The organism is Micromonospora sp. WMMD729 (assembly GCF_049315225.1).
Taxonomy (GTDB): Bacteria; Actinomycetota; Actinomycetes; order Mycobacteriales; family Micromonosporaceae; genus Micromonospora.
This window is the reverse complement of the sequence record NZ_CP186059.1, coordinates 2,101,816-2,126,170: the sequence shown is the minus strand read 5'-3', so window position 1 is coordinate 2,126,170 and position 24,355 is coordinate 2,101,816. Positions and strand designations below refer to the sequence as shown.

Below are 24,355 nucleotides of genomic sequence, written 5' to 3'. Positions count from 1 at the left end.
GGCCGGTCAGGCCTTCTCCAGCAGCTCCAACACGACCCGCTCGACCTCCTCGCGGGAGGCGCCCGGGTCGACCGGTACCACCACGCCGTCGTGGTAGAGGTCGACGACCCGGGGGTCCACGTAGGACGTCCGGGCCACCGTCGGGGTGTTGCCCAGCAGCTCCGCCACCGCACGCATCACCGCGGCCACCGCCCTGCGCCGGGCGGTGACCGAGCGGGCCGGGTCCGCGGCGGCCAACTCGGCCGCCGCGCGTACCGTGGCGTGCCAGGTGCGGAAGTCCTTGGCGGTCATCTCGCCGCCGCTGGCATCGCGCAGGTAGCCGTTGACCTCGTCGCTACGGACGTCCCGCCACTGGCGGCCGTCCCAGTAGCCGAACAGTCGGTCCGCGCGGCGGCGACGCCGACGCAAACTGACCAGCACCTCGCACAGCTGCGGATCGTCGATCCGGCGTACCTGCTCGATGCCGCCCTTGGCGGGGAACTCGAAGACCACGCAGTCGCCCCGGCGTCGCGCGTGCTCCGGGCGCAGGGTCGACACCCCGAACGTCGGGTCGTCGCCGGCCGCGTACTGGTCGCTGCCGACCCGGAACATCCCCAAGTCGAGCAGGCGGGCCACGGTGGCCAGCACCCGGTCACGACCCAGGCCCCGGCCGACGAGGTCCTGCCCCACCCGCGCACGCAACGTGGGCAGCCGTCGGGCCACCTCCAGCATGTGGTCGAACTTCGCCGCGTCCTGCTTCTCCCGCCACACGGGGTGGTAGAGGTACTGCTTGCGCCCGGCCGCGTCGACACCCGTCGCCTGGATGTGTCCGTTGGCGTGCGGCGCGATCCACACGTCCTGCCAGGCCGGCGGGATGACGAGGTCCCGCAGCCGCGCCACGGTGTCCGGATCGCGTACGACGGCACCGCTCGGATCGACGAAGCTCCAGCCCTTGCCGCGCCGGAGTCGCCCGTAACCGGGCCGACCCGGGTCGCTACGCCGTAACCGCACCGGAGACCCGCACCACCCTCTCCACCTCGTCCACCGCAGCGAGCACCTCGTCCAGGCGCAGGGCCGCCAGTGTCGGGTGGCTTCCTACCCCGTCCCACCTGGGCCAATCTCCCGCACCGGCCCAGAGCGCCCGGTGTCGGGGCCGGTCCGGCGGCGGCCCCCACACCGCCGGAGGCACCGGCCCGAAGAGCACCACCGACGCGGTGCCGTACGCGGTGGCCAGGTGCGCCACCCCGGTGTCGCCGCTGACCACCAGCCGGGCGTCGGCGACCAGCGCGGCCAGCGCGCCGAGGTCGGTCCGGCCCGCCAGCACGGCGTCCGGCGGCAGACCGGCCGCCCCGGCCACCCGCTCGGCCAGCGCGCGCTCGTCGGCCGACCCGGTGACCAGCACCCGGTGCCCCCGCTCGCGCAGCGCCCGGGCCAGCGCCGCGAACCGCTCGGCCGGCCACCGCTTGGCGGGGACGTTGCTGCCCGGATGCAGCAGGGTCGCGCCGACCGGCAGGCCGGCCACCTCGGGCCGGCGCAGGCCCAGGTCGCGGCGGTCGGTCGGGATGTCGTACCAGGACAGCAGCCGGCACCAACGGTCCACCTCGTGCTCCTCGTCGGCCCAGCGCGGGCCGTCGGCGAACCCGGCGTCGGCGTTGGCGTAGGCGACGAGCCGCCCGGGACGGGCGGCGGCCAGCAGGCGGTGTGACTGCGGCCCCCGCCCGTGCAGGTTCACCGCGACCGCCGGCGCCCGCCCCGGCCGCAGCGGACCGTCCAGCCCGGCGGTGTCCACCAGCTCATCGACGCCGCCGACCAGGTCGACAAGCGGGGCCAGACCGGCGGGCGCGGCGAGGACCAGCTCGTGATCCGGGTACGCGGCCCGCAGCGCCCGCAGCGCGGGCACCGCGGTGACCAGGTCGCCGACGCCGAGGGCGCGCAGCACGAGGATCACGGGTACGACGTCTCCTGCTCGGCGCAGACCACCATCTCCCGGACCGCGCAGCCGGGCGGCTGGCGGAGCGCGAACATGATCGCCGCGGCCGTGTCGGCGGGGTCGTTGAGGATGGCGTCCGGACCCGGCTTGTACTGCGGATCGCGTTCGTCGAAGAACGCGGTGCGCATGCCGCCGGGGATGAGCAGGGTGACCCCGACCTGACCGGCCAGCTCGGCGGCGAGCGCCCGGGTGAACCCGACGACGCCGAACTTCGCCGCGCAGTACGCGGTGGCGTCGCTGACCGCCTTGACGCCCAGGGTCGAGGCGACCGTGACGATGCGCCCGGCGGAGGTCTGCAGGAACGGCAGCGCGGCCCGGATCACCGCGGCCGTGGCCAACAGGTCCACCGCGACGATCCGGTCCCACGTCTCCCCCGGCAGGTCGGCGAGCCGGCCCGGCACGTCCGTCCCGGCGGCCGTCACCACGGCGTCCAGGCCGCCGGCCTGCTCGGCGAGGTGCCGGGTGGCCGCCTCGGCGGCGCGGGTGTCGGCGAGGTCGCACTCGGTCCAGTCCACGCCCTCGACCGGCGGCTGCCGGTCCAGCACGAGCGGACGGCCACCATCGGCGGCCACCGCCGCGACCACCGCCGCGCCGAGCCCGCTGGAACCGCCGGTGACCAGGACGGCGGGTCCGGCGTCGGGCCGGGTGGCGGTCATCGGGTGCGCTCCCGCGTCGTGGTGACCGGTACGGTGACGCCGACCGGCCGCGGTGGCCCGTCGTCCGCGTCGACGGCCTGACCGGCGGCGGCACGCGCGATGAGGTCGCTGGTCGAGCGGCCGTCCAGGTACGGCACCACCACCGTGTTGCCGCCCCACCGGCGCAGCACGTCGGCCTCGGGCAGGGTGGCCACGTCGTCGACACCGCCGGCGTAGTCGCCGCCCTTGACCCAGACGTCCGGGCGCACCCAGGACAGCACCGCCTCGGGCGTCGGCTCGTCGAAGACGAGGACGGCGTCGACGCAGCTCAGGGCGGCCAGCAGCCGGGCCCGGTCGCCCTCGGGCAGCACCGGCCGCCGCGGGCCCTTGAGCCCGGCGACGCTGGCGTCGGAGTTCAGGCAGACGATCAGGCAGTCGCCGAGCTGCCGGGCGGCCTGCAGGGTGGCCAGGTGCCCGGCGTGCAGCAGGTCGAAGCAGCCTCCGGTGGCCACCACCGTGCCACCGGCGTCCCGTACCTCGGACAGGAGCGCGGCGACCGCCGCGACGCCCACCCTTTCGGCGCTGACGGCGGGCCGGCGGGCGCCGCGCAGGCTCACCACGTCGGCCGGGGGTGGCAGGGCGGTGGCCACTCCCCCACCCGCGACGTACGCGGAGGCCTCGGCGACGGCTGCCTGCACCGCCTCGGAGACGAGCGCGCCCTGGGCCAGCGCGAGGCTGGCGGCGGCGGCGAACCGGTCGCCCGCCCCGCAGGTGTCGCCCTCGGCGCTGCCCGAGGTGGGCACCACCAGGGGCGTCGACCCGGCGTGGCAGAGCAACGCGCCGTCCCCGCCCAACGTCACCGCGACCGCGCCCGCCCGCCAGCGTCGACGCAGGCCCTGCGCACCCCGGGAGGCGGTGGCGATCCGGGACGCGCCGGGCAGCGTCGGGACCAGCTCACGCACCTCCGACTCGTTCGGGGTGGCCAGGTGCACGCCGGGTACCGCCGCCGGTCCGCGCGGGTGCGGGTCCCAGACGACCGGCGCGCGGGTGGCGGCCAGCGCGGCGCGCAGCGCGGGCTGCCGGGCGACGCCCCGGCCGTAGTCGCTGACCAGCACCGCCGACGCGGCGGCGAGCACCCGCAGCACCTCGTCGGAGGGTTGACCCGGCTCACCGGAGGCGCCACCCCGGTCGTGGCGCAGCAGCACCCGACCCCGGGCCCGCAGCCGGATCTTCTCCGGCGTCGCGCCGGCGAGGGCCAGCGGGTACACCCGCACGCCGGCGGCGGCGAGCAGCGCGCTGAGCCGTGCGCCCCCGGCGTCGTCGGCGAGCGCGGTGACCAGCACCACGTCGGCGCCCTGCGCGGCCGCGAAGACCGCCGCGAGGCCGGCGCCGCCGGGCCGGTCGACGGCCGAGGTCTCGTCGAGCACCGGCACCGGTGAGTCCGGGCAGAGGCGGTTCACCACCCCCTCCACGTCCCGGTCGAGCAGGGTGTCCCCGACGACCACCACGGGTCCCCTCACGCTTACCTCCTCATGCTCACGCGTCGATCTGCTGGGCGGTCGGGCCGTCGAGCACCACCTCGACGCCGGTGCGTACCGGCTCGGACGCGAGTCGACCGGCCGTGACCGGCTCGGCGGCGGCAAGTGCCGCGGGTAGCTCCTGCTCGAGGTATTCGCAGATCAGGTGGCTGGTGACGAGATGCAGCTCCTGGACGACCTGGCTGTCGGCCGACGGCACGGCGAGCACCTCGTCGCAGGCGTCCGCGAGGGGGTTGGGGGCGGGGCCGGTGAGCGCCCAGGTGGTGAGCCCGGCGTCCCGCGCGGCGTGCGCGGCGGTGAGCAGGTTGCCGCTGCCGCCGCTGGTGCTGAGCAGCAACAGCACGTCCCCGGGCCGGCCGTGGGCGCGGACCTGGCGGGCGTAGACGTCGGAGTAGCCGTAGTCGTTGGCGATGGCGGTCACCGCGCTGGTCTCGGCGTGCAGGGCGATCGCCGACAGCGGCCGGCGGTCGTCGTGCAGCTTGCCCACCAGCTCGGCGGTGAGGTGCTGGGCCTCGGCGGCGCTGCCGCCGTTGCCGGCGACGAGCAGTCGTCCGCCGCCGGCCAGCCGGTGGGCCAGGTGCGCGCCCCAGCGCGCCAACTGCGGTTCACACCGGCGGTACGGCTCCAGTGCCGCGGCGAGGTTGGTCAGGTGCGTATCGAGCGGGCTGACCGCCGGCATCAGGCCACCACCCGGGTCGGCCGGCGTACGGCGGCGACCTCGTTGTAGACCTCGGCGAGGCGTTCGGCGGTGACCTCCCAGGAGTAGCGCGACCGGGCCCGTTCGCGGGCGGCGGTGGCGTACCGGAAGCGGCGGATCCGGTCGTCGAGCAGTCCCCGGATCGCGGCGGCCAGGGCGTTCGGGTCACGGGCCGGGACGAGGTCGCCGGTCGTGCCGTCGACGACGGTGTCCCGGATGCCGCCCACGGCGGTGCCGACGACCGGCACGCCGCACGCCATCGCCTCCAGCGGGGTCAGCCCGAACGGCTCGTACCAGGGTGCGGCGACCAGCAGGTCCGCCGAGCGGTACCAGCGGCCCATCTCCTCGCGGGGCACCGCGCCGACCAGGTGCACCCGGTCGGCGACCCCGCACGACTCGGCGAGGGCACGCAGCCGCCGGGCGTACGGGTCGGTCTCCAGCAGCCCTTCGGGCGGACCGCCGACCACGACGCACTCGGCGTCCGGCACCAGCGCCATCGCGCGCACGACCGTCTGGAAGCCCTTGCGCTCGACCAGCCGGCCCACGGTGAGGATGCGGGCGCGGCCCGGCTCCCGGTCGGCGGCCGGTCCGAGCGGGGCGAACGAGGCGAGGTTGACGCCGGAGGGCACGACCGTCATCCGCGAGCGGGGCACCCCCATCCGGACCAGCTCGCCGACCTCGTCGCGGCACTGCGCGACCACCCGGTCCACCGAGCGGCCCAACTCCCGCTCGTAGGCGATGCGCCGGGCCGGACTGGTGTCCTGGACGCCCTGGTGGCGGCGCTTGACGGTGCCCAACGCGTGGTACGTCTGCACCACCGGCACGCCGGTCTGCCGGCCGGCGGTCAGCGCGGCCAGGCCGCTCATCCAGAAGTGCGCGTGGATCACCTCGGGCGTCCAGTCCCCGCCCCGCCACCGCTCCACGAGCCACCGGCTGAACTCGCGCATGTGCGGCAGCAGCGCGTCCTTCGCGACCGGCTCGGCCGGACCGGCCGGCACGTGCACCACGTCGTACCCGTCCGGGGCGCGGACGGTCACCGGCAGGTCGAGGGCGTCGCGGCGGGTGTAGACCCGCACGTCGTGCCCGGCGGCGACGAGCGCGGCGGACAGCTCGGCCACGTGCGTGTTCTGGCCGCCGGCGTCCTCCCCTCCGAGGATGGCGAGCGGGCTGGCGTGCTCCGAGATCATCGCGATCCGCATACTTCCTCCTCCAGCAGCCGGTCCCAGTCAGCGAGGAAACGGTCGAGGCCGTACCTGTCGCGCGCGGCGGCCTGGGCCGCCGCGCCGGCCTGACGTGCGGCCGCCGGCTCGGCGATGAACCGGCGGGCGGCGTCGAGCAGGACGTCCATCCGGGTGGCGAGGGCCCCCGCCGCCGGGGGCACGGCGGTGACCGCCTCGGTGGTGGCCAGCGCGACGACCGGCATGCCGATCGCCATCGCCTCGATGAGGCTGAGCCCGAGGCTGGTCCAGCGGCACAGGTGCAGGTACGCCCGCCGGCGGGCCAGCTCGGCGTGCATCCGGTCCTGAGGGACGTCGTCATGGCTGGTGAGCCGGTCGGCGGGCAGTCCGAGGTGGTCGGCGAGGCCGGCGACGCCCATGCCGAACACGTCCAGGGGCGCGATGGCGGCGAACTCGGGCAGCAGGTCGGTACCGGTGACCCGGCCCCGCCGCACCGGCTCGTTGATCACCACGGCGAGCCGGTCCAGTTCACCCGTGTACGACACGGCCGGCGCGACGATGCCGTGGTCGACGACGCTGGTGCGGGTCGCGCCGGTGTCCCAGAAGATCTGGTTGAACCCGGTGACGTGGGCGACGAGCAGGTCGTCGCGGTCGGCCATCGGATGTCGGGTGTTCGGGACGTCGCCCTTGGGGGTGTTGTGCTCCACGTAGACGGCGGGCACGTCGCGCCCCGGACGCCGGCCCAGCCACTGCTCGGCCAGGTCGATCTCCTCGGGGCGTTGCAGGACGACCACGTCGACGTCGGCGTCGGGCAGGTCGTCGGGGGCCACCTCGACCGCGCTGTCCGGCCACCGGTAGGTACGCGCCCGGCCCAGGCCGTACGGGCCTCGGTCCGGCGTGGTGGGGATCAGGTAGCGGTGGCTGCCGTGCACGAAGGACGTCGTCCAGGAGCCGTGCACGTGCCAGAGCAGGATGTTCATCGGACGCCACCACCACTGGCGGTCAGCGTCCGCACCGCCTCGACCACCTCGGCCGGGTCGACGCCGCTCAGGCACGGGTGCCCGGGGACCGGGCAGCTCGCGGCCCGGGTGTCGCGGCAGGGGGCGCCGGCGTCGCCGAGCCGGACGGTGGGCACCCGGTAGGGGCCCCACTGGCCGAAGGGGACGGTCGGCGCGAAGAGGCTGACCACCGGTACGCCGGCCGCGGCGGCCAGGTGCGCGGGCCCGGTGTTGCCGACCACCACGGCGGCGGCGTCGGCGACGAGCGCGGCCAGCCCGGCCAGGTCGGTCGTACCACCCAGGTCGGTGCCGCCCGCCGCCGCGACCCGCGCGGTGACCGTCCGCTCGTCGGGTCCGCCGGTGACCAGCACGCGGTGCCCGGCCGCGGTGAGCGCCCCGGCGATGCGGGCGGCCAGTTCGGTCGGGCAGGCCCGGCTCGAGGCGGCCGAACCGGGGTGCAGCACCACGTAGCCGGGGTCACCGACGAGCGCCGGGCGGGTCACCGGGGCGTCGGCACGGAGCCGGAGCACGGGTTCGTCGCCGGCCGGCAACCGGTACCCGGCCGCGGCCGCGAGGGAGAGCGCCCGCTCGGGCTCGGGGACGCCCACCGGCACCCGGTGGCGGATGTCCACCAACGCGCCCGGGTAGTCGTCGCTGATCGCGGCGATCCGGGTGATGCCGGCCATCCGCAGCAGCAACGCCAGTGGCAGGGCGGACTGGTGGAACGAGGTGAACACCACCGCCTCGTCCGCGCCGACGGCGGCGAGGCGGGCCGTCAACCGGCGCATGTCGTCCGGGTCGACGGGCGTGGGCGCGGGATCGATCCACGGCAGCGGGTGCTCGATGATCTCGTCGACGCCGGGCAGCAGCTCGGCGGCGGCCCGTCCACGAGGTCCGCAGAGCAGCACCACCCGTCGCGCGCCGGCCGCGACCGCGCGGATCGCCGGCCCGGTGACGAGCACGTCCCCGGCCGAGTCCGACCGCACCACAAGCGTCGTACCGACCCGCTCGGTGTCCCGCGCGGGCTGCACGGCCCGCTGGCGGCGCAGGATCTCGTCCACCGCCGACGGCAGATCGGCCGCCACCCAGCCGGCGGCGGCGACCTCCTCAGGCCGGGTCACCGGCGTGGGCACCAGCACCCCGGCCGCACCGGCGGCCAGCGCCGCGCCCACGTCCCGGCCGATGTCGCCCACCAGCACGCAGCGCGCCGCGCTGGTACCCAACTCGTGGGCGGCGGCGTGCACCAGGCCGGGCGCCGGCTTGCGGCAGTGACAGCCGTCGGCGTCGTCGTGTGGGCAGACCAGCCAGGCGTCGAAGTGGCCCAGCAGCTCCTCGACGCGGGCGTGCACCGCCCGCATCTGCTCCTCGTCGAAGAAACCCCGGGCCAGGCCGGACTGGTTGGTCACCACCGCGAGGCGCAGGCCGGCGGCCCGGAGCCGGTCCAGCGCGGCGCGGACACCCGGCAGCGGGCGTACCTTCTCCGGGTCGCCGTTGTAGGGCACGTCCTCGATCAGGGTGCCGTCACGGTCCAGCAGGACCGCGTCGTACAGGACGCCCGGGTGGGACCCGGCAGGCCCGCGACCAGCCCGGCCAGCACCGGCGTACACCCGGGCTGACCTGCGCTGATACGGATCCTCCTGGTCCTGTCGCACAGCCGGCGGGTTCCCGGCGCCCGAAGGAGTAAACGTTCGTCGTCGGCGCCGTGGGCCAACGCCGCCGGCGGTGCCCCGCTCGGCCTTACCCGGCGCCCCGGAGAAGCTAACCCGCCGGCTCGTTAGCCCGCGTCGCGGCGCGGGTATGGGAGTCCAGTGGCGATAGTGGAGAAAGTGATCGAGGCTCCCCCGCAGCAGGTGTTCGACGTGCTGGCCGACGGGTGGACGTACAGCGACTGGGTGGTCGGTACGGCGCACATGCGCGACGTGGACGAGGCCTGGCCGAGGGTGGGCAGCCAACTGCACCACCGGGCCGGCCCGTGGCCGTTCTCGTTGCAGGACGCCTCGACGGTGCTGGTCTGCGAACCGCCGCACCGGCTGGTGCTGCGCGCCGGGCTGTGGCCGGCCGGGGAGGCGATCGTGGCGTTCACCCTGGAACCGGTCGACGGGGGCGCCACCCGCGTCCGGATCGGTGAGGAGTTCGCGGCCGGTCCGCTGCGCTGGGTTCGGAACAAGGCCAACGACCTCGTGCTGCACCTGCGCAACCGGGAGACGCTGGCCCGACTCTCCGACATCGCCACCCGACAGAAGGGCCCGCAGTGACGCAGACGGTGGTGGTGACGCTGTCCGGCCTCGCGCTGGCCGGTGTCGCGGTGGCTCTCACCGCGATGGCCCGCCGCCTGCGCTGAGCGCGTCGCCACCTGCCGGCGGTCGGCCCCACGGGGAGCCTTTTCAATCCGGGTCGGGCAACTGGCTACCCTCTGGGGTAGCCGTGTCCGCAAACCGAGGATGTCCGACATGATCGAGCCCGTCCAGCTGCCGTCGCCGTGGCGAGACGTACCCCTGACCGTCGTCGTGCCCACCTACAACGAGGCGGGCAACCTGCCGGCGCTGGTCGAGCGGCTGCTCGCGCTGCCGCTGCCGGGGCTGCGCATCCTCGTCGCCGACGACAACTCCCCCGACGGCACCGGCGAGGTGGCCGACAAGCTGGCCATCGAGTACCCGGAGCGGATCGAGGTGATGCACCGGGCCGGCAAGGAGGGCCTGGGTCGGGCGTACGTCGACGGGATGACCCGGGCGCTCGAGGGCGGGGCCGAGTTCGTGGCGCAGATGGACGCCGACCTGTCGCACCCGCCGGAGGCGCTGCCGGGCATGCTGGGCGCGCTGCTCTCCACCCAGGCGGGCGTGGTGATCGGTTCGCGTTACGTGCCGGGCGGCGAGCTGGACGAGAACTGGCCGCTGTACCGCCGGGCGCTCAGCGGCTGGGCGAACCTCTACGTGCACACGCTGCTGCGGGTGCGCATCCGTGACCTGACGGCCGGCTTCAAGATCTGGCGGGCCGACGCGCTCAAGGACATCGGCCTGCACCGGGTGCAGTCCAACGGCTACAGCTTCCAGGTGGAGATGCACTACCTGGCCACCAAGCTGGGGCACACCATCCTGGAGGTCCCGATCCGCTTCGAGGAGCGGCGCGACGGCGTCTCCAAAATGACCACCGCGACCAAGGTCGAGAGCGCGCTGATGCCGTTCCGGCTGCGCAGCAAGCACCGCAACATCACCTCCTGACGTACCCCGTCGGCCAGGAGGTTCGCGTCGCGGACCTCCTGGCCGAGGGGATCAGGTAGGCGGGTACACGGCCCGGTGGGCCGTGGCGATCGCCGCCGCGTAGGCACGGCCGGTGAGGGCGCGGTCGCGGGCCAGGGCAGCGCGGGCCGCGTTCGCCCCCGGAGCGCCGTGCACCCCACCGCCCGGGTGCGCCGACGAACTGGCCAGATAGAGCCGGTCCACCGGGGTGTCCGCGCGGCCCAGGCCGGGGATCGGGCGCAGGAACAACTGTTGGTACGCGGCGGCGGTGCCGCCGCCCAGTGCGCCGCCGACCAGGCTCGGGTCGCCCTTCTCCAGGTCGGCCGGTCCGGCCATGTGCCGGCCCACGACGAGCTGCCGGAAGCCCGGGGCCGCCGCTTCCAGCACGTCCTCCATGCGCTCCACGTGCCCGGCGATGTCCTCGGCCCGCCAGTTCCGCCGGAACGGCAAGTGGGTGTACGACCAGAGCGACTCGGTGCCCGGCGGCGAGTGGCTGGGATCGGCCACCGACATCTGCCCCACCAGCAGGAACGGGTCGCGGGGCAGCTCGCCCCGGGCCAGCTCGCCGGCGTACCGGGTCAACCCGTCGAGGTCCGCGCCGAGGTGCACCGTGCCGGCACCGGCGATCGTCCGGTTGGTCCACGGGACACCGGCGGAGAGCGCCCAGTCCACCTTCAGCGTCGAGCCGTCCCACCGGAAGTGCGCCAGGTCCTCGACCAGCCGTGGCGGCAGGACCGCCGCACCGACGAGGTCGAGGTAGAGCGCGGGCGCCGGCACGTCGGCGAGGACCGCGCGTCGGGCCCGCCACAGCGTGCCGCCCTCGGTGCGGACGCCCAGCGCCCGGCCCCGCGCGGTGAGCACCCGCTCGACGCGCGCGCCGTACAGGATGCGGCCGCCGCGTTCGGCGAGCCGGTCCACCAGCGCGTTGGTGATCCGGCGCGCGCCGCCGTCGGGCACCGGCCAGCCGACCTGCTGGCCGAGCATGGCGAGCAGCCAGCCGTACACGCCGGAGCCGGCCTCCTCGGGGGACAGGTCGGTGTGCAGGGCGCATCCGGCGAGCAGCGCCGGCCCGCCCTCGCCGTCGAACAGCTCGTCGCCGAGCTTGCGGACGGGCACCACGAGCCGGCGGGCCAGCCGCAGCGCTCCGGCGACCCGCAGCCGGCGCAGCAGGCCGAGTCCGCCGCGAACCGGCGGGAACGGCGTGGTGATGCTGGTCAGCATCGGCTCGGCCACGTCGAGCCAGTCGGTGTACGCGTTCAGCCAGCGCTTGCCGTCGCCCGGGGCGAACTGTTCCAGCGAGGCGGCCGTGACGTCCGGGTCCCGGTTGATCACCGCGGCCCGGCCGTCCGGCAGCAGGTGTGCCAGCACGTCCGGCGCGTGCCGCCAGGACAGTCCGTGGCGGCCCAGGTCGAGGCTGTCGAGCACCGGTGAGGCGTACCCGAGGGGGTAGAACGAGCTGTAGAGGTCGCTCAGGTACCCCGGCGCGGTCACCTCGGCCGACTGGACCGCGCCGCCGGGCACGGCGGTCGCCTCCAGCACCACCACGTCCCACCCGGCGTCGGCCAGCAGGTTCGCCGCGACCAGGCCGTTGTGCCCGGCGCCGACGACGACGGCGTCCGCGCTCTGCGCGCCGGTGGTAGTCATCCGATCCGCCTACCCGGCGTGCAACCGGGCGAAACGCGTTTGTCTCGCCGGGACCCGGGCATCCAGCGCCGCATGTACACGGTGGCGCAGCTGGTGGGCGGGGTGTGGGGCGCGGGCGGGTCGGGCGGCGAGCTGGTGGTGTGTGACCCGGCGGACGGCGAACGGGTCACCTGGGCGCCGATCGCCACGGCGGACGAGGTCGGGAAGGCGGCCCAGGCGGCACGCGAGACGGCCGGCGAGTGGGCCGCGACCGCGCCGGCCGAGCGGGCGGCGGCCCTGCACCGGGCCGCGGACGCGGTCGCCGCGATGACCGACGAGCTGGCGGCCGCGGTCACCGCCGAGATGGGCAAACCACTCGCGGACGCCCGGGGCGGCGTCGAGGCGGGCATCGGCACCCTGCGACAGTACGCGGAACTCGCGCCGCTGCGCGGCGGACGGACCTTGCAGGGCGCGACCGACGCGGTGGACTTCATGACTCCGCAGCCGCGCGGTGTGGTCGCCGCGATCACCCCGTGGAACGATCCGGTGGCGGTGTCGTGCGGGCTGCTCGGCGCGGCCCTGGTCACCGGGAACGTGGTGCTCTACAAGCCGAGCGAGCGGACACCCGGAACGGGTTGGCTGCTGGCCCGGGCCCTGGACGAGGCGCTGCCGGCGGGCGTGTTGTCCCTGCTCACCGGCGGCCCGGAGGTAGGGGCGGCGTTGGCCGCACAGGACGTGGACGTGATCGCGCACGTCGGTTCCACCGCGACCGGGCGGAAGATCGCCGCCGCAGCGGCCGGCACCGGTGCGAAGGTGCTGCTGGAGAACGGCGGCAGCGACCCGCTCGTCGTCGACGCGGGTGTCGACCCCGGGTGGGCGGCGCAGCAGGCCGCGCTCGGCGCGTTCGCCAACGCCGGCCAGATCTGCGTCGCGGTGGAGCGGATCTACGTGCACCGCGACCTCGCCGACGACTTCGTGACGGCGCTGGTACGCCGGGCGGACGCGTTGCGGGTCGGGTCGGGCCGCGATCCGGGCACCGAGTTGGGCCCGCTCGTCGACCGGCGGCACCGGGACCACGTGCACGGGCAGGTGACGGCGGCGGTGGCGGCCGGCGCGCGGGTACGCACCGGTGGGGAACTGCCGGACACGCCGGGCGCGTACTACCCGGCCACCGTGGTCGCCGACTGCCGGCACGACATGGCGCTGGTGCGCGAGGAGACGTTCGGTCCGGTCGCCCCGGTGGTGGTGGTCGACTCCTTCGACGAGGCGCTGACCTGCGCGGCCGACTCCCCGTACGGGTTGGCGGCGACGGTGCTGACCCCGTCGATGAGCCACGCGCAGCGGGCCTGGCGGGAGCTGCCGGTGGGCACCGTGAAGGTCAACTCGGTGTTCGGTGGGGCGCCGGGCGGGGCCGCGCATCCCCGCCGGGCCAGCGGGCAGGGCTTCGGCTACGGCCCGGAGCTGCTGGACGAGTTCACGGCCACCAAGGCGGTGCACATCGAGGCGCCCGGTGGCGGCCACTGGTGAGCGGGTCGGTGGTGAGCGGTACGGGGCGGCCGCAGGGGTGGCGCGTCCGCCCCGTACCACGCCGTGCGTGGGTCAGTCGCCGCGAGCCTTGCGGGTCGCCCGGTCGTTGGCCTTCTCGATGGCCGTGACCAGCTCCGACTTGGTCATGCTCGACCGACCCGGTACGTCCAGCTTGCGGGCCACCGACATGAGGTGGTCCTTGCTGGCGTTGGCGTCCACCCCACCTGCGGTGGGGGCGCGCCGCTCGGGGCCGCCGCCGGCGGCCTGGCGGTCACTCGGGCCCTTGCGCCCCTTGGGCTCCCAGTGGTCGCCCACCTTCTCGAACTGGTGCTTCACCGCCGCGAAGGCGGTACGGTGCGACCGCTCGCCCTCGCCGTAGGTCTCCACCGCCGAGTCGTGCGTCTTCTCCCAGGTGCGCTGCGCCTTGTCCGGGGAGCGTCGCAGCGTGCTGGGCATGTCCTCGCGCCCGGGCATCTCGTCCTCCTGGAGCATCGACAGAGTCACTGTGTCCGTTCCCGGCGAGCGCGGCGGTAAACCCTAGCGGTGTCGGCGGGCCGCCGAGCGGGTTTGTCGATTTCCCGCCCTGGGTACCGACCGGTCCAGGCCAGACCGGACGACCGGTCATCCGGCGGCCGGGGCACAGGGAGCGGGCATGACGACCACGGATCCCGGTACGACGCTCGCCGGCACCCGAGTCCCCCGGCGGATACGGCAGTTGAGCTGGCGTACGTGGCGCGGGGTGCTGGTCCGCAGCGTGCAGAACTTCGTGAACGACAACTGCTCGGACTGGGCCGCCGCGCTCACCTACTACGGGGTCCTGGCGCTCTTTCCGTCCGCCATCGTGGTGGTGGCCCTCGTCGGCCTGGTCTCGTCGGGCGAGCGGACCCTCGACACGGTTGTCGACCTCGCCCGGCAGGTGGGCGCCGCTTCGGTGGTGACCGACGACGACGGCGGCGTGGTCGGGGTGATCCGCGCGGTGGTCGTCGAGCAGAGCAACGCGAAGGTGCTGCTGAGTTTCGGTCTGCTCGGCGCGCTCTGGTCCGCGTCGGGGTTCATCGGCGCGTTCACCCGCGCCTCGAACGCCATCTACGGGGTGACCGAGGGTCGACCGGTCTGGAAGCTGCGGCCGTTGCAGATCGGCCTGGCCGCGGTGACGCTGGTGCTGCTCGCGGTGGTCGCCCTCGCGCTGATCGTCAGCGGCCCCGTCACCGACGCGGTCGGCGACCTGATCAACGCCGGTGGCCTGGCGCGTACGGTGTGGAGCGTCGCGAAGTGGCCGGTGCTCGCCCTGGTGATGATGGTGCTGCTGTCCCTGCTGTTCTGGATCGCCCCGAACGTGCGCCAACCCCGGTTCCGCTGGCTCACCCCCGGCGGCTTCGTGGCCCTGCTCTCCTGGGCGGTGGTGTCCTTCGGTTTCGGCTTCTACGTCGCGAACTTCGCCACCTACAAGACGACCTACGGCAGCCTGGGCGCGGCCATCGCGTTCCTGGTCTGGCTCTACCTGTCCAACAGCGCCCTGATGCTCGGCGTGCAGATCAACGCCGAGGTGCAGCGCGGCCGGCAGTTGCAGGCGGGCGAGAAGGACGCGGGCGATCCGGTGCTGCCGCCGCGCAGGCCGGCCGAGGACTGAACGGGCCCGGATGTCCGACCCGGGGGCCGGTTCGTGACCGGGTGCCGGTTTACCGGGCGGGGTGCCGGGTAGCGCAGAAGACATGGAGCGTGGCAACAGCAAGCACGGACCGAGGATCGACGAGCAGATGAGCCAGGAGGTCAGCGGCCTCGTGCAGGGGCCGGGCACCGGCGGCTCACGGGTCGACGAGGCTCGGGTGCCCGAGCCGGCCGGCGAGGACCAGCCGGAGGCCACCACGGCCCCGGCGGGCGACCTGCGCACCGGCACCCCGCAGGGCATGAGTTCCACCGACGTGGAGCAGCGCAGCCGGCTCGGCCGGTTCATCTCGATGAGCGCGCTGCCCGGCGACCGGCTGGTGCTCATCGCCAGCGCGCGGGAGAACGAGGCGCCCGACGACATCGTGGCGGCGCTGGAACGGCTGCCCGAGGGCACCGAGTACCAGACCGTCTCCGAGGTGTGGGCCGCGCTCGGCCACAAGAACGAGACAACCCGCTGGTAGCGATCACCCCCCCGATCCGACCAGCAGCGGCGAAGGAGGAATTTTCCGATGAGTGGCGTTACCGAACACGTCGACGTTTCCGTACCCGTGCGCACCGCGTACGACCAGTGGACGCAGTTCGAGGAGTTCCCCCAGTTCATGGAGGGCGTGCAGGAGGTCCGGCAGGTCTCCGACACGATGACCCACTGGACGGTGGACATCGCCGGCGTGAAGCGCGAGTTCGACGCGGAGATCACCGAGCAGCTTCCCGACGAGCGGGTCGCGTGGCGGTCGACCGAGGGCACCCAGCAGGCCGGCGTGGTGACCTTCCACCGGCTGGACGAGAGCAAGACCAGGGTCACCCTCCAGCTCGAGTTCGAGCCGCACGGCGTGGTCGAGCAGGCCGGCGACAAGCTCGGCATCGTGGACCGGCGGGCCAAGGGCGACCTGGAGCGGTTCAAGACGTTCATCGAGCGGCGCGGTCAGGAGACCGGCGCGTGGCGAGGCTCGGTGGACCGCCCGCAGCCGTGAGCGGGGCGTACCCGATTCGACGATGGCCGCCGGTGCCCCGGCGGCCATCGTCGTCTGCCGGGTCTGTTTGCGATCATCGCGCCCGGGTACCGCTGAGGTATGACGGACGACAGGGTGTGGCGTGACGAGGAGCGGCTGCCGTTGGAGGAGTTGGAGCGCGCCGTGGCGGGTTCCAGCATCGACGGGCAGGCCGACGACGTGACCGGCAACGACGCCGGTGAGGAGGCCGCCTTCGGGCACGGGCCGGCGGCGGCCGACCGCGGCGGCGAGGTGCCGGGGCGGGAGCCGACGGACCCCGAGCGCGCCTACCGCCCGTCCACGACCGGTCGTACCGGACCGGACAACGGCTGATCAGCGCCGGGCGGCCCGGTCCGCCCGGCGTCCCCGGACGGCCGGCGGGCGCCCAGCTCGTAGAGCACGATCAGCGCGAGCGCGAGCACCACCAGCGCCGGGCCGAGCACCTCCACCGAGACGTTGCTGATCAGCACGCCGAGCCCGGCCGGGACGAGCGCCGCGCCCAGACCGGCGGCGCCGATCTGCAACCCGATGGCCCGGTCCGCGTGTGCCGCGCCGACCCGCTCGGCGGTGGTGAGGGTGAGCAGCGGAAACACCGGCGCGGCGGCGAAACCGACCACGACCAGGCCGAGCACGGCCAGCACCGCCGACCCGGGGATCGCGATCAGCGCCGCGCCGACGGCCATGCCGGCCAGGCTCACCCGCAGCACCAACCGGGGCCCGAGCCGTTCGGCCACCACCCCCTGCACCACCCGGCCGACGAACAGGCTCCCCCAGTACGCCGAGACACAGCCGCCCGCCACCGCGGCGCTCAGCCCGCGACCCTCGCTGAGCAGCAGGAACGCCCACAGCCCGGCGGACACCTCGATGGCGACGTACAGCACGAAGGCCAGCGTCCCCGACCAGACGACCGGCAGCCGCAGCGTGGCCAGGATCGGCACCCGGACCGGCGACGGGCGGTCCGGTGTCTCCGCGTCCGCCTCCGGGGCGGGGTCGCGGCGTCGCCAGGCGCGTACGGTCAGCGCGAACGCGGTGGCGAGGGCCAGTTGGGCGGCGGCCACGATGCCGTACCCCCACCGCCACGCCAGCCCGGCGCTCAGCGCCGCCGTCATGATCAGTGGGCCGATCGCCACGCCCAGGCCGAAAAAGGCGTGCAGCCAGTTCATGTGGCGCGGGCCGAACGCGCCGGCGGCGTACGCGTTGAGCCCGGAGTCGACCGCGCCGGAGCCCAGCCCGAGCAGCAGCGCGCAGCCCACGAGCACGACCAGCCCGGGGCTCAGGGCGTACCCGGTCAGTGCCAGGCTGGCGAGCAGGGTACTGCCGGCGAGCAGCGCTCCCACGCCGACGCGGGCCAGCGTGAACCCGGCCAGCACGCTCGAGGTGAGGTAGCCGACGGTGCCCGCGGTGAGCAGCAACCCGACGGCCTCGGTCGGTACGCCGAAGTCCGCCCGGATCGACGGCCAGCCCACGCCGAGCAGTCCGTCCGGCAGGCCGAGGCTGACGAACGCGAGGTAGGCCAGCAGGAGCAGCGCGGCGCGGGGTGGCGGGGGCGAGGTGGACATGGGACAGCATCCTGCCGCAGCGCACCCTACCCGCGACGGGGGCCGCCCGCCCGCTGCGACAAGAAGTGGTGTCCGGACGGTCGAGAAAGCGGACAGCTCAGTCAGAATCGGCCGATCGGGGGACGGCAAACGAGCGTGTTCGCGTAAGAATTTCGGGATGCATCAAGGCTCCGGAATCCTCTCCACGCGTCAGCGCCGCCTCGCCTGGCTCGGCTTCCTGCTCGCCGCGCTCCAGGCACCCGTGTCAGCCAAGCTCGTCTCCGACGACTCGTGGCTGTTCAGCGTCTGCGTCGCGCTGATGGTGGCCACCGTGATCATCGCCGACGACGCCGCCCGTCGCCGGCCCGCCAACGCCACCGGCGAGTAACCAGCCCTCGCCGGCCGGGCGGGCCTCGTGCCCCGGCCGGCCCCGGGTACGGCGGCGCTCCTTCATCTCCGCCTCGTAGAGGTGCCGCCGCCCGCCCACCAACTCGTCGCGGGCCTGTTGGTCCAGCTCCCGGAACAGCGCGTAATAGCCGTCGTCGAAGTCCTCGACGATCTGGAACGTCCACCGGCCGGCGATCACGTTGCGGCCCCGCAGCTCGGTGTCGATCCGCTCGGCGATCCGGTGGTGCCCGGCGGCGCGGAACTGCTCGATCGCGTCGTCGAGCATCAGGTCGGCGTGCCCGATGAGCTGATGCAGCGAGTAGAGGTGCCCGCGGGCCCGTTCCACGCACTCCACCGCCTCGCTGAGCTTGCCCAGGGCGGCGACCGTCTCGTCGCTCACCCCGGCCGGCCGCCGGTGCTGCTCGTCCGGCCCGTCCGCCCGCTGCCCCATCGGTGCTCCCGTGCTCTGTGCCATCGTGCGCCGTCGGGTACCTGGTGCCCCGTCTGTGCTGGATCAACCCTCGCGGCCAGCAGGGACTCGTCCGGTGGCACAACCCACAAGCGCCGAGCGGCCGAGGTCGGTCGATCACCGGTCGGTTAGCCTCGGTCACCATGCGTGTGTCGTTCAACCGGGCCGCCGCCCCGACCGCCGTCGACTCGGCGCGGTCCAGCCTGGCCGCCCTCACCGTCGCCGTGGGGACCGCCGGCCTCGCCGCCGCCGCCGCGCGTCCCGGGCTCCTGGCGCTGATCGACCAGCACGCCGCCGCCGTACGGGACAGCCTGGACGGGGACCGACGGCCGTTGACCGCCGCGACGCTCGCCGGCTACGCCGAGGGGGTACGCGCCGCCGCCCTGGAGCACGGCTGGACGCCGCCGCGCGGCTCGGTGGACTGGAGCGCGCCGGAGTGGCCGCTGGCCCGCCTGGTCGCCGTCTGCGCGCTGGCCCGTTCGCTCGACCGTTCCTGAGCACACGGAGGGCGCCCACGCGTGCCGCGTGGACGCCCTCCCCCGGGCACGGTCGTGCCCCGTTACGGGCGGTACTGCTGGGTCTGGTCGGCCGCACCGGACTGGTACGTGCCACGTCCCCCGGACATCGTCGACTGCTCGTCGACCCGGGGCATGGCCTGGGTCCGGTCGCCGCCACGGTCGGCCATCTGCCGCTCCATGTCGCCGCGTCCGGCCGCCGTGGCCCGCCGGTGCTCCTGCACCGCCTGGGCTTCCCGGGCGGCCCGGTCCAGCCAGCCGTCCCAGCGGTTCTGCATCGGCTTGACCAGGCCACCACCGACGCCGACGATCAGGATGCCGGCGACCGTGGCGAGGACCGCGATCAGCACCGGAGTGGTGACCGTGGTGGCGATACCCACCTGGTTCAGCGCGGCGATCACGCCCAGCGCGATGATGAAGATCGCCGTCAGGTCGGCCAGGACCTTGCCGTACGAGAGTCCGCCCAGCGCCCCGGTGACCAGATCCCGGACGGCGTTGGCGATGGCGGCCGCGACCACCACGATGACGATCGCGATGAACGCGCGCGGCAGCCAGGCCACCACGCCGCGGATCAGGTCACTGATCGCGTTGGGACCCCAGACTCCGAAGGCGAACTGCAGGGTGAACAGCAGGACGGCGTAGTACGCCAACCTGGCCAGGATGTCGCTGGCGTCGTACTTCGTTCTCTCAAGCGCCCGTTTGATGCCTCCGCGTTCGACCGCTTCGTCGAAGCGCACCCTTTCCAGCACCGCATCCACGATCTTGAGGACCGCTCTGGCGATGAGCCAGCCGACCACGAGGATGACGATGAAGGCCACTGCCTTCGGGATGAAGAGCAGCACCGACCTCCAGGTGTCGGCGATGGCGTCGCCGATGTCGGCCTGCCGCACCGCGAGGGTTTTCAGCATGATGTCCCTCCTGTCGCGTGGACTGCGCCGGGCGCATACCCGGCCACCGGTACGGCAGTCCGGGCGGCTCACTGCCATTTTTCCGACAAGTCGACAAACAAGGGTCCTGACCTGCCCGAACAGCTACCACGCGGGGGCTGTCGGCGACCCGCGCCCATGATCGGATGCGGCTGAGCGACGGACAGCTAGGCTGCGAACATGCCAGGAACGGTCGGGCGAGTCCCCACGCCAGCAATTCCGGTCCCCGGCGCACCCACCGGGCCCGGCGCGGCAGCCGTGCTCGCCCACGACTGGTCCGGCACCGCGCTCGGCCCACGCGAGGGGTGGGACCCGGCGGTCCGGGCCGTGGTGGGGCTGATCCTTGCCGCGCCGATGCCGATGGCGCTGGCGTACGGCGACGACCTGGTCCTGCTCTACAACGACGGGTACGCCGAGTTGCTGGGGAGCAAGCATCCGGCTGCCCTCGGTCGACCGGCCGCCGAGGTGCACGCCGAAGTGTGGGACCTACCCGGTTTCGGTGACGCGATCGAGCGCGCCTACCGGCAGGGCGTGCCGTTCCTGGAGAAGGAGTCCACACTCTCCCTGGTCCGGGAGAGCGGCGCTGCCGAACAGGTGGTCTTCACCCGGAGCCATTCGGCCGTCCGCGACAGCACCGGGCAGATCGTCGGAATCCTGACGGTGGCCGCCGAAACCACCCACGTCACCGAGCAGTTGCAGAGTCTGAGTGAGGTGGCGGCCGCGCTCGCCGGCACGCTCACCCTCGACGACGTGGCCCGGGTCGCACTGCGCCACACCATCGGAATGTTCGACGCCGACCGGGTGGCGTTCGTGGTCGACGAGGGTGGCGGCGGCTGGCGGATGGTCCGTCGGGTCCGCGGCGAGCTGATGGACGAGGCCGACGAGCGGCTGCCTCCGCTGTGGCGACGGGCGCCGGCCGACTGGGAGGGTCCGGTCGCGCTGGCGGCCCGCTCGGGCGAGGCCGTGTTCACCCGGGACGGCCAGCCGCTGCGCGAGACCGCCGTGGACCGGCACGATCAGAAGATACGTTCGATGGCCACGCTCCCGCTGGGCACGTCGGTGGTGCGGGGCGGGCTGACGGTCGGCTATCAGGGCCCGCACCTGTGGTCGGCCGCCGAACGGGCGCTGCTGGCCGCGGCGGCGGAGCTGATCGGCCAGGCAGCCGAGCGGGCGCGGCGGTTCGAGACCCAGCACGGCACCGCCCAGTTGCTGCAACGCAGCATGCTGCCCGAGCACCTGCCCGACCTGCCCCGGCTGCGGATCGCGGCCCGCTACGACCCCGGGGTCGACGGCAACGCGGCCGGCGGCGACTTCTACGACGCCTTCCTGCTGCCCACCGGCGCGCTCGGCGTGGTGTTGGGCGACGTCGCCGGGCACGACGTGCAGGCCGCGGCGCGGATGGGGCAGGTGCGGGCGGCCCTGCGCGCCCTCGCGCTGGCCGATCCGGCGCCGGACGCGGTGCTGGCCGGTCTGGACCGGCTGGTCACCAGCCTCGGCGCGGAGGCCGGCAGCCACGAACTGTTCGTCACCGTGGCGTTCGGGGTGATCGACGCCGAGCGACGGGAGCTGACCCTGGCCAGCGCCGGGCATCCCGCTCCCCTGATCCGCCGGTGCGCGCCCGACGGCCGCACGCACGCCGAGTACGTGCAGGTGCCGGCCGCTCCCCCGCTGGGGTTGGGCGGGCGACCGACCACCATCACCGTCGCCTTTCCGCCCGGCGACACCCTGCTGCTGTTCAGCGACGGGGTGGTGGAGCGGCGTCGGCAGAGCCTGAGCGCCGGGATGGACGCCCTCGGCGACGCGGTGGCCAAGGCCGGCACCAGCGACCCCCGTGCCCTGTGCGCGGTGGCCACCGCGGCGGTGTCCGGGGGTACCGAGGACGACGTGGCGGTGCTCGCGGTCGAGCACGCGCTCAAGCCGAGCCGGTCGGCGGCGATGGAGGTGCCGGCGGAGCCGACCGCGCCGAGCCGGGTCCGGCACTGGATGACCGGTCAACTCACCGAGTGGCAGGTGCCCGAGTCGGTGATCGGCGCGGCGGTGCTGTGCACCAGCGAGCTGACGACCAACGCGCTGCTGCACGCCGGCACGGCCGCCCGGGTGGAGATCGACCTCAGCCCCGAGCGGCTGCTGGTCTCGGTCGCCGATTCCGGTACCCGGGGCACCGTGACCCGGGCCCGTACCGACACGTTGAGCAGTCGCGGGCGCGGACTGGGTCTGATCGAGGAGTTGAGCGACGCCTGGGGCACCGATCCGTCGGTGCGTGGTTCGACGGTCTGGTTCGAGATCCTCGTCCCACCGGCCGAGCCGAGCTGAGTCGCCCGCACGCCACGCAGCCGGGGCGAGTCAGCCCATCGCCGGAGGGGTAGGAGTGCGGCCATGGCCAACGAACAACCCCAAGGGGTGCTCTTCGACGTCGACGGAACCCTTGTCGACACCACCTACCTGCACACCGTGAGCTGGTGGGAGGCGCTGCGCCAGATCGACCGGCCGGTGCCGATGGCGACCGTGCACCGCTCGATCGGCATGGGCTCGGACAAGCTGCTGGATCACCTGCTCGGCCCGGAGCGGGACCGCGACGAGGATCCGAAGCTGCGCGAGGCGCACGACACCCTCTACACCGAGTACTGGGAACGGCTGACACCGCTGCCCCGGGCGGCGGACCTGCTGCGCGCCTGCGCCGAGCGGGGGTTGCGGGTGGTGCTCGCCACCTCCGCCGCCGAGCACGAGGTGGGCGCGCTGCGCCGGGCGCTGAACGCGGACGACGTGGTGGACACCGTCACCTCGTCGGCCGACGCGCAGGAGAGCAAACCCGCGCCGGACATCCTCGAGGCGGCGCTCGAGCAGTCCGGGTTGGCCGCCGAGCGGGTCGTCTTCGTCGGCGACTCGGTGTGGGACGTCGCGGCGGCCGGCAAGCTGGACATCCCGTGCGTCGGGTTGACCTGCGGCGGGACGAGCCGCGGCGAACTCGCCGGCGCCGGCGCGGTGGCGGTGTACGACGACCCGGCCGCGCTGCTGGCCGAGCTGGCCGACTCCCCACTCACCCGACCGAGGTGAACCCCACTCCGGTTCGCGCGGGCGGGCACGCATAGCCGCGAGTCTTCCGGGGCATGGTCTGTGGCCACCTGCCCGCACCGTGCGGGTGCGGCGAGAGGGTGGTGTTCGTGGAGCCGGTAGACGTGGCGTTCGCGTTGGTCGGGGTGGGCGCCCTGCTCGCGGGCATCCTGCCCCGGGTGTTGGAGCGCCGCCCGCTGTCCATGCCGATCGCGTTCCTCGCCCTCGGCATGCTGGTCTTCGTCCTCCCCATCGGACTGCCCACACCGGACCCGCTGGCCCATCCGGAGCTGGCCACCCACCTGACCGAGATCGGGGTGATCGTCGCCCTGATGGGCGCCGGGTTGAAGATCGACCGGCCGCTGAGCTGGGCCCGGTGGTCCTCCACCTGGCGACTGCTGGCCATCGCGATGCCGGTGTGCATCGCGGCGGTGGCGCTGCTCGGCTGGTGGTGGGCCGGCCTGGTGCCCGCCGCGGCGCTGCTGCTGGCCGCCGCGCTCGCGCCGACCGACCCGGTGCTCGCCGCCGACGTGCAGGTCGGCGAGCCGACCGACGTGGAGGACTCCGAGGACGAGGTCCGCTTCGCCCTGACCTCGGAGGCGGGCCTCAACGACGGGTTGGCGTTCCCGTTCGTCTACGCGGCCATCGCCATCGCCTCGACCAGCCTCGCCCCCCGGGAGTGGATGGCCGAGTGGTTCACCGTGGACGTGCTCTGGAAGGTCGGCGTCGGGGTGGGCGGCGGCCTGCTCATCGGCTGGCTGCTCGGCAAGCTGTTCTTCCGGGCGCCCAGCGAGTTGCGGCTGGCCCGGCACGCCGAGGGTTTCCTGGCGCTGGCCGCCACGTTCCTGGCGTACGGGCTGGTGGAGGTGGCCGGCGGGTACGGCTTCCTGGCGGTGTTCGTGGCCGCGCGGGCCATCCGGGCCGCCGAGCGGACCCACGAGTTTCACTCGGTGCTGCACGACTTCGCCGAGCAGGTCGAACGGTTGCTCACCCTGGTGCTGTTGCTGCTGCTCGGCGGGGCGATCGTGGGCGGCCTGCTCGCCCCGCTGACCTGGCCGGCGGCGGCCGTCGGGTTGGCGCTGGTCTTCCTGATCCGGCCGGCGGTCGGCTGGTTGTCGCTGCGCGGCGCGCCGGGTCGTCCGGCGGAGCACTGGGTGATCTCGCTGTTCGGCATCCGCGGCGTGGGCTCGTTCTACTACCTGGCGTACGCCACCACGAAGGCGGACTTCCCGCAGGCGGAGCTGCTGTGGGCCACGGTCGGGCTGGTGGTGCTCGTGTCCGTGGTGGTGCACGGCGTCGCGGCGACCCCGGTGATGCAGTTGCTGGACCGCGAGGGTGAGCGGACCGCCGACCCGTCCGAGCGCAAGCCGCAGCCGGTGGCCGCCGCCGGGCACTGACGAGCGTGCCGGTA

General features: G+C 74.3%; 23 protein-coding genes and 1 pseudogene. 11 read left to right on the top strand and 13 right to left on the bottom strand.

The window, feature by feature from the left end; genetic code table 11:
* Nucleotides 1–6: 6 nt before the first annotated feature.
* Genes ACN263_RS09770 through ACN263_RS09735 form a run of 8 tightly spaced genes read right to left on the bottom strand, consistent with a single transcriptional unit; the run spans nucleotide 7 to nucleotide 8,667 of the window.
* A complete protein-coding gene (locus tag ACN263_RS09770; protein WP_422739482.1) occupies nucleotides 7–990 on the bottom strand; it encodes a DNA topoisomerase IB in 984 nt (327 codons plus the stop codon).
* Entirely contained in the window at nucleotides 974–1,927 is a 954-nt protein-coding gene (locus tag ACN263_RS09765) for a glycosyltransferase family 9 protein (RefSeq protein ID WP_422739481.1), read from the bottom strand. The genes ACN263_RS09770 and ACN263_RS09765 overlap by 17 nt, the downstream gene beginning before the upstream one ends.
* Nucleotides 1,924–2,625 (bottom strand): SDR family oxidoreductase, encoded by a 702-nt coding sequence (locus ACN263_RS09760; RefSeq protein ID WP_422739480.1) that lies wholly within the window; start codon nucleotides 2,623–2,625, stop codon nucleotides 1,924–1,926. Before ACN263_RS09760 ends, ACN263_RS09765 begins: the two co-directional genes overlap by 4 nt.
* A complete protein-coding gene (locus ACN263_RS09755; protein WP_422740656.1) occupies nucleotides 2,622–4,109 on the bottom strand; it encodes a PfkB family carbohydrate kinase in 1,488 nt (495 codons plus the stop codon). Before ACN263_RS09755 ends, ACN263_RS09760 begins: the two co-directional genes overlap by 4 nt.
* A gap of 31 nt (nucleotides 4,110–4,140) precedes the next feature.
* Entirely contained in the window at nucleotides 4,141–4,824 is a 684-nt protein-coding gene (locus tag ACN263_RS09750; protein WP_422740655.1) for a D-sedoheptulose-7-phosphate isomerase, read from the bottom strand.
* Nucleotides 4,821–6,038: a glycosyltransferase gene (locus ACN263_RS09745; protein ID WP_422739479.1), complete on the bottom strand. Its 1,218-nt coding sequence runs from the start codon at nucleotides 6,036–6,038 to the stop codon at nucleotides 4,821–4,823. Before ACN263_RS09745 ends, ACN263_RS09750 begins: the two co-directional genes overlap by 4 nt.
* Nucleotides 6,023–6,997 (bottom strand): glycosyltransferase, encoded by a 975-nt coding sequence (locus tag ACN263_RS09740; protein ID WP_422739478.1) that lies wholly within the window; start codon nucleotides 6,995–6,997, stop codon nucleotides 6,023–6,025. The genes ACN263_RS09745 and ACN263_RS09740 overlap by 16 nt, the downstream gene beginning before the upstream one ends.
* Nucleotides 6,994–8,667 carry an HAD-IIIA family hydrolase gene (locus ACN263_RS09735; RefSeq protein WP_422739477.1) on the bottom strand — a complete coding sequence of 558 codons (1,674 nt, stop codon included), beginning with the start codon at nucleotides 8,665–8,667 and terminating at the stop codon, nucleotides 6,994–6,996. Before ACN263_RS09735 ends, ACN263_RS09740 begins: the two co-directional genes overlap by 4 nt.
* 156 nt (nucleotides 8,668–8,823) lie before the next feature.
* Here ACN263_RS09735 and ACN263_RS09730 point away from each other — a divergent pair, with 156 nt between their 5' ends.
* Nucleotides 8,824–9,270 (top strand): SRPBCC family protein, encoded by a 447-nt coding sequence (locus tag ACN263_RS09730; protein WP_422739476.1) that lies wholly within the window; start codon nucleotides 8,824–8,826, stop codon nucleotides 9,268–9,270.
* A 195-nt stretch (nucleotides 9,271–9,465) separates the two neighbouring features.
* Nucleotides 9,466–10,233, top strand: coding sequence for a polyprenol monophosphomannose synthase (locus ACN263_RS09725; protein ID WP_422739475.1), 768 nt, complete (start codon nucleotides 9,466–9,468; stop codon nucleotides 10,231–10,233).
* Nucleotides 10,234–10,284: 51 nt separating this feature from the next.
* Here the strand turns inward: ACN263_RS09725 and ACN263_RS09720 are convergent, their stop codons facing one another.
* The gene (locus ACN263_RS09720; protein WP_422739474.1) at nucleotides 10,285–11,895 is read right to left on the bottom strand and encodes a phytoene desaturase family protein; all 1,611 of its coding nucleotides are present in this window, start codon (nucleotides 11,893–11,895) and stop codon (nucleotides 10,285–10,287) included.
* Nucleotides 11,896–11,967: 72 nt separating this feature from the next.
* On the opposite strand from ACN263_RS09720, the gene ACN263_RS09715 reads away from it, so the two are divergent.
* Nucleotides 11,968–13,401: an aldehyde dehydrogenase family protein gene (locus ACN263_RS09715; protein ID WP_422739473.1), complete on the top strand. Its 1,434-nt coding sequence runs from the start codon at nucleotides 11,968–11,970 to the stop codon at nucleotides 13,399–13,401.
* 72 nt (nucleotides 13,402–13,473) lie between these two features.
* Here the strand turns inward: ACN263_RS09715 and ACN263_RS09710 are convergent, their stop codons facing one another.
* Nucleotides 13,474–13,875 (bottom strand): ChaB family protein, encoded by a 402-nt coding sequence (locus tag ACN263_RS09710; protein WP_421475737.1) that lies wholly within the window; start codon nucleotides 13,873–13,875, stop codon nucleotides 13,474–13,476.
* Nucleotides 13,876–14,053: 178 nt separating this feature from the next.
* Here ACN263_RS09710 and ACN263_RS09705 point away from each other — a divergent pair, with 178 nt between their 5' ends.
* From ACN263_RS09705 to ACN263_RS09690, 4 genes are all read left to right on the top strand, one after another.
* A complete protein-coding gene (locus ACN263_RS09705) occupies nucleotides 14,054–15,031 on the top strand; it encodes a YihY/virulence factor BrkB family protein (protein ID WP_422739472.1) in 978 nt (325 codons plus the stop codon).
* An 82-nt stretch (nucleotides 15,032–15,113) separates the two neighbouring features.
* Entirely contained in the window at nucleotides 15,114–15,530 is a 417-nt protein-coding gene (locus tag ACN263_RS09700; protein WP_421475733.1) for a DUF2795 domain-containing protein, read from the top strand.
* Between the two features lie 48 nt (nucleotides 15,531–15,578).
* Nucleotides 15,579–16,040, top strand: coding sequence for an SRPBCC family protein (locus tag ACN263_RS09695; protein ID WP_422739471.1), 462 nt, complete (start codon nucleotides 15,579–15,581; stop codon nucleotides 16,038–16,040).
* 99 nt (nucleotides 16,041–16,139) lie between these two features.
* A complete protein-coding gene (locus ACN263_RS09690; protein ID WP_422739470.1) occupies nucleotides 16,140–16,391 on the top strand; it encodes a hypothetical protein in 252 nt (83 codons plus the stop codon).
* Here the strand turns inward: ACN263_RS09690 and ACN263_RS09685 are convergent.
* Nucleotides 16,346–17,617 (bottom strand): MFS transporter, encoded by a 1,272-nt coding sequence (locus tag ACN263_RS09685; protein ID WP_422739469.1) that lies wholly within the window; start codon nucleotides 17,615–17,617, stop codon nucleotides 16,346–16,348. The genes ACN263_RS09690 and ACN263_RS09685 overlap by 46 nt on opposite strands.
* Nucleotides 17,618–17,993: 376 nt before the next feature.
* Nucleotides 17,994–18,434: pseudogene (locus ACN263_RS09680) on the bottom strand (hypothetical protein); the annotation flags it as partial.
* A 161-nt stretch (nucleotides 18,435–18,595) separates the two neighbouring features.
* Between ACN263_RS09680 and ACN263_RS09675 the strand changes: the two are divergent.
* On the top strand, nucleotides 18,596–18,949 hold the full coding sequence (locus ACN263_RS09675) for a DUF6401 family natural product biosynthesis protein (RefSeq protein ID WP_422739468.1): 354 nt from the start codon (nucleotides 18,596–18,598) through the stop codon (nucleotides 18,947–18,949).
* Nucleotides 18,950–19,011: 62 nt separating this feature from the next.
* Here the strand turns inward: ACN263_RS09675 and ACN263_RS09670 are convergent, their stop codons facing one another.
* On the bottom strand, nucleotides 19,012–19,875 hold the full coding sequence (locus tag ACN263_RS09670; protein WP_422739467.1) for a mechanosensitive ion channel family protein: 864 nt from the start codon (nucleotides 19,873–19,875) through the stop codon (nucleotides 19,012–19,014).
* A 198-nt stretch (nucleotides 19,876–20,073) separates the two neighbouring features.
* Here ACN263_RS09670 and ACN263_RS09665 point away from each other — a divergent pair, with 198 nt between their 5' ends.
* The 3 genes from ACN263_RS09665 (at nucleotide 20,074) to ACN263_RS09655 (ending at nucleotide 24,341) form a co-directional block, all read left to right on the top strand.
* Complete coding sequence (locus ACN263_RS09665; protein WP_422739466.1) at nucleotides 20,074–22,206, top strand: SpoIIE family protein phosphatase; 2,133 nt, start codon at nucleotides 20,074–20,076, stop codon at nucleotides 22,204–22,206.
* A gap of 63 nt (nucleotides 22,207–22,269) precedes the next feature.
* Nucleotides 22,270–22,947 (top strand): HAD family hydrolase, encoded by a 678-nt coding sequence (locus ACN263_RS09660; RefSeq protein ID WP_422739465.1) that lies wholly within the window; start codon nucleotides 22,270–22,272, stop codon nucleotides 22,945–22,947.
* 107 nt (nucleotides 22,948–23,054) lie between these two features.
* Complete coding sequence (locus ACN263_RS09655) at nucleotides 23,055–24,341, top strand: cation:proton antiporter (RefSeq protein WP_422739464.1); 1,287 nt, start codon at nucleotides 23,055–23,057, stop codon at nucleotides 24,339–24,341.
* Nucleotides 24,342–24,355 lie beyond the last annotated feature (14 nt).

What these genes read in the sequence shown, in the direction of transcription:
- ACN263_RS09685 (WP_422739469.1), bottom strand. Translation starts at nt 17,617, where the DNA reads ATGTCCACCTCGCCCCCGCCACCCCGCGCCGCGCTGCTCCTGCTGGCC.
- ACN263_RS09745 (WP_422739479.1), bottom strand. Translation starts at nt 6,038, where the DNA reads ATGCGGATCGCGATGATCTCGGAGCACGCCAGCCCGCTCGCCATCCTC.
- ACN263_RS09670 (WP_422739467.1), bottom strand. Translation starts at nt 19,875, where the DNA reads ATGCTGAAAACCCTCGCGGTGCGGCAGGCCGACATCGGCGACGCCATC.
- ACN263_RS09740 (WP_422739478.1), bottom strand. Translation starts at nt 6,997, where the DNA reads ATGAACATCCTGCTCTGGCACGTGCACGGCTCCTGGACGACGTCCTTC.
- ACN263_RS09715 (WP_422739473.1), top strand. Translation starts at nt 11,968, where the DNA reads ATGTACACGGTGGCGCAGCTGGTGGGCGGGGTGTGGGGCGCGGGCGGG.
- ACN263_RS09695 (WP_422739471.1), top strand. Translation starts at nt 15,579, where the DNA reads ATGAGTGGCGTTACCGAACACGTCGACGTTTCCGTACCCGTGCGCACC.
- ACN263_RS09760 (WP_422739480.1), bottom strand. Translation starts at nt 2,625, where the DNA reads ATGACCGCCACCCGGCCCGACGCCGGACCCGCCGTCCTGGTCACCGGC.
- ACN263_RS09665 (WP_422739466.1), top strand. Translation starts at nt 20,074, where the DNA reads ATGCCAGGAACGGTCGGGCGAGTCCCCACGCCAGCAATTCCGGTCCCC.
- ACN263_RS09725 (WP_422739475.1), top strand. Translation starts at nt 9,466, where the DNA reads ATGATCGAGCCCGTCCAGCTGCCGTCGCCGTGGCGAGACGTACCCCTG.
- ACN263_RS09660 (WP_422739465.1), top strand. Translation starts at nt 22,270, where the DNA reads ATGGCCAACGAACAACCCCAAGGGGTGCTCTTCGACGTCGACGGAACC.
- ACN263_RS09700 (WP_421475733.1), top strand. Translation starts at nt 15,114, where the DNA reads ATGGAGCGTGGCAACAGCAAGCACGGACCGAGGATCGACGAGCAGATG.
- ACN263_RS09705 (WP_422739472.1), top strand. Translation starts at nt 14,054, where the DNA reads ATGACGACCACGGATCCCGGTACGACGCTCGCCGGCACCCGAGTCCCC.
- ACN263_RS09690 (WP_422739470.1), top strand. Translation starts at nt 16,140, where the DNA reads ATGACGGACGACAGGGTGTGGCGTGACGAGGAGCGGCTGCCGTTGGAG.
- ACN263_RS09675 (WP_422739468.1), top strand. Translation starts at nt 18,596, where the DNA reads ATGCGTGTGTCGTTCAACCGGGCCGCCGCCCCGACCGCCGTCGACTCG.
- ACN263_RS09720 (WP_422739474.1), bottom strand. Translation starts at nt 11,895, where the DNA reads ATGACTACCACCGGCGCGCAGAGCGCGGACGCCGTCGTCGTCGGCGCC.
- ACN263_RS09710 (WP_421475737.1), bottom strand. Translation starts at nt 13,875, where the DNA reads ATGCCCGGGCGCGAGGACATGCCCAGCACGCTGCGACGCTCCCCGGAC.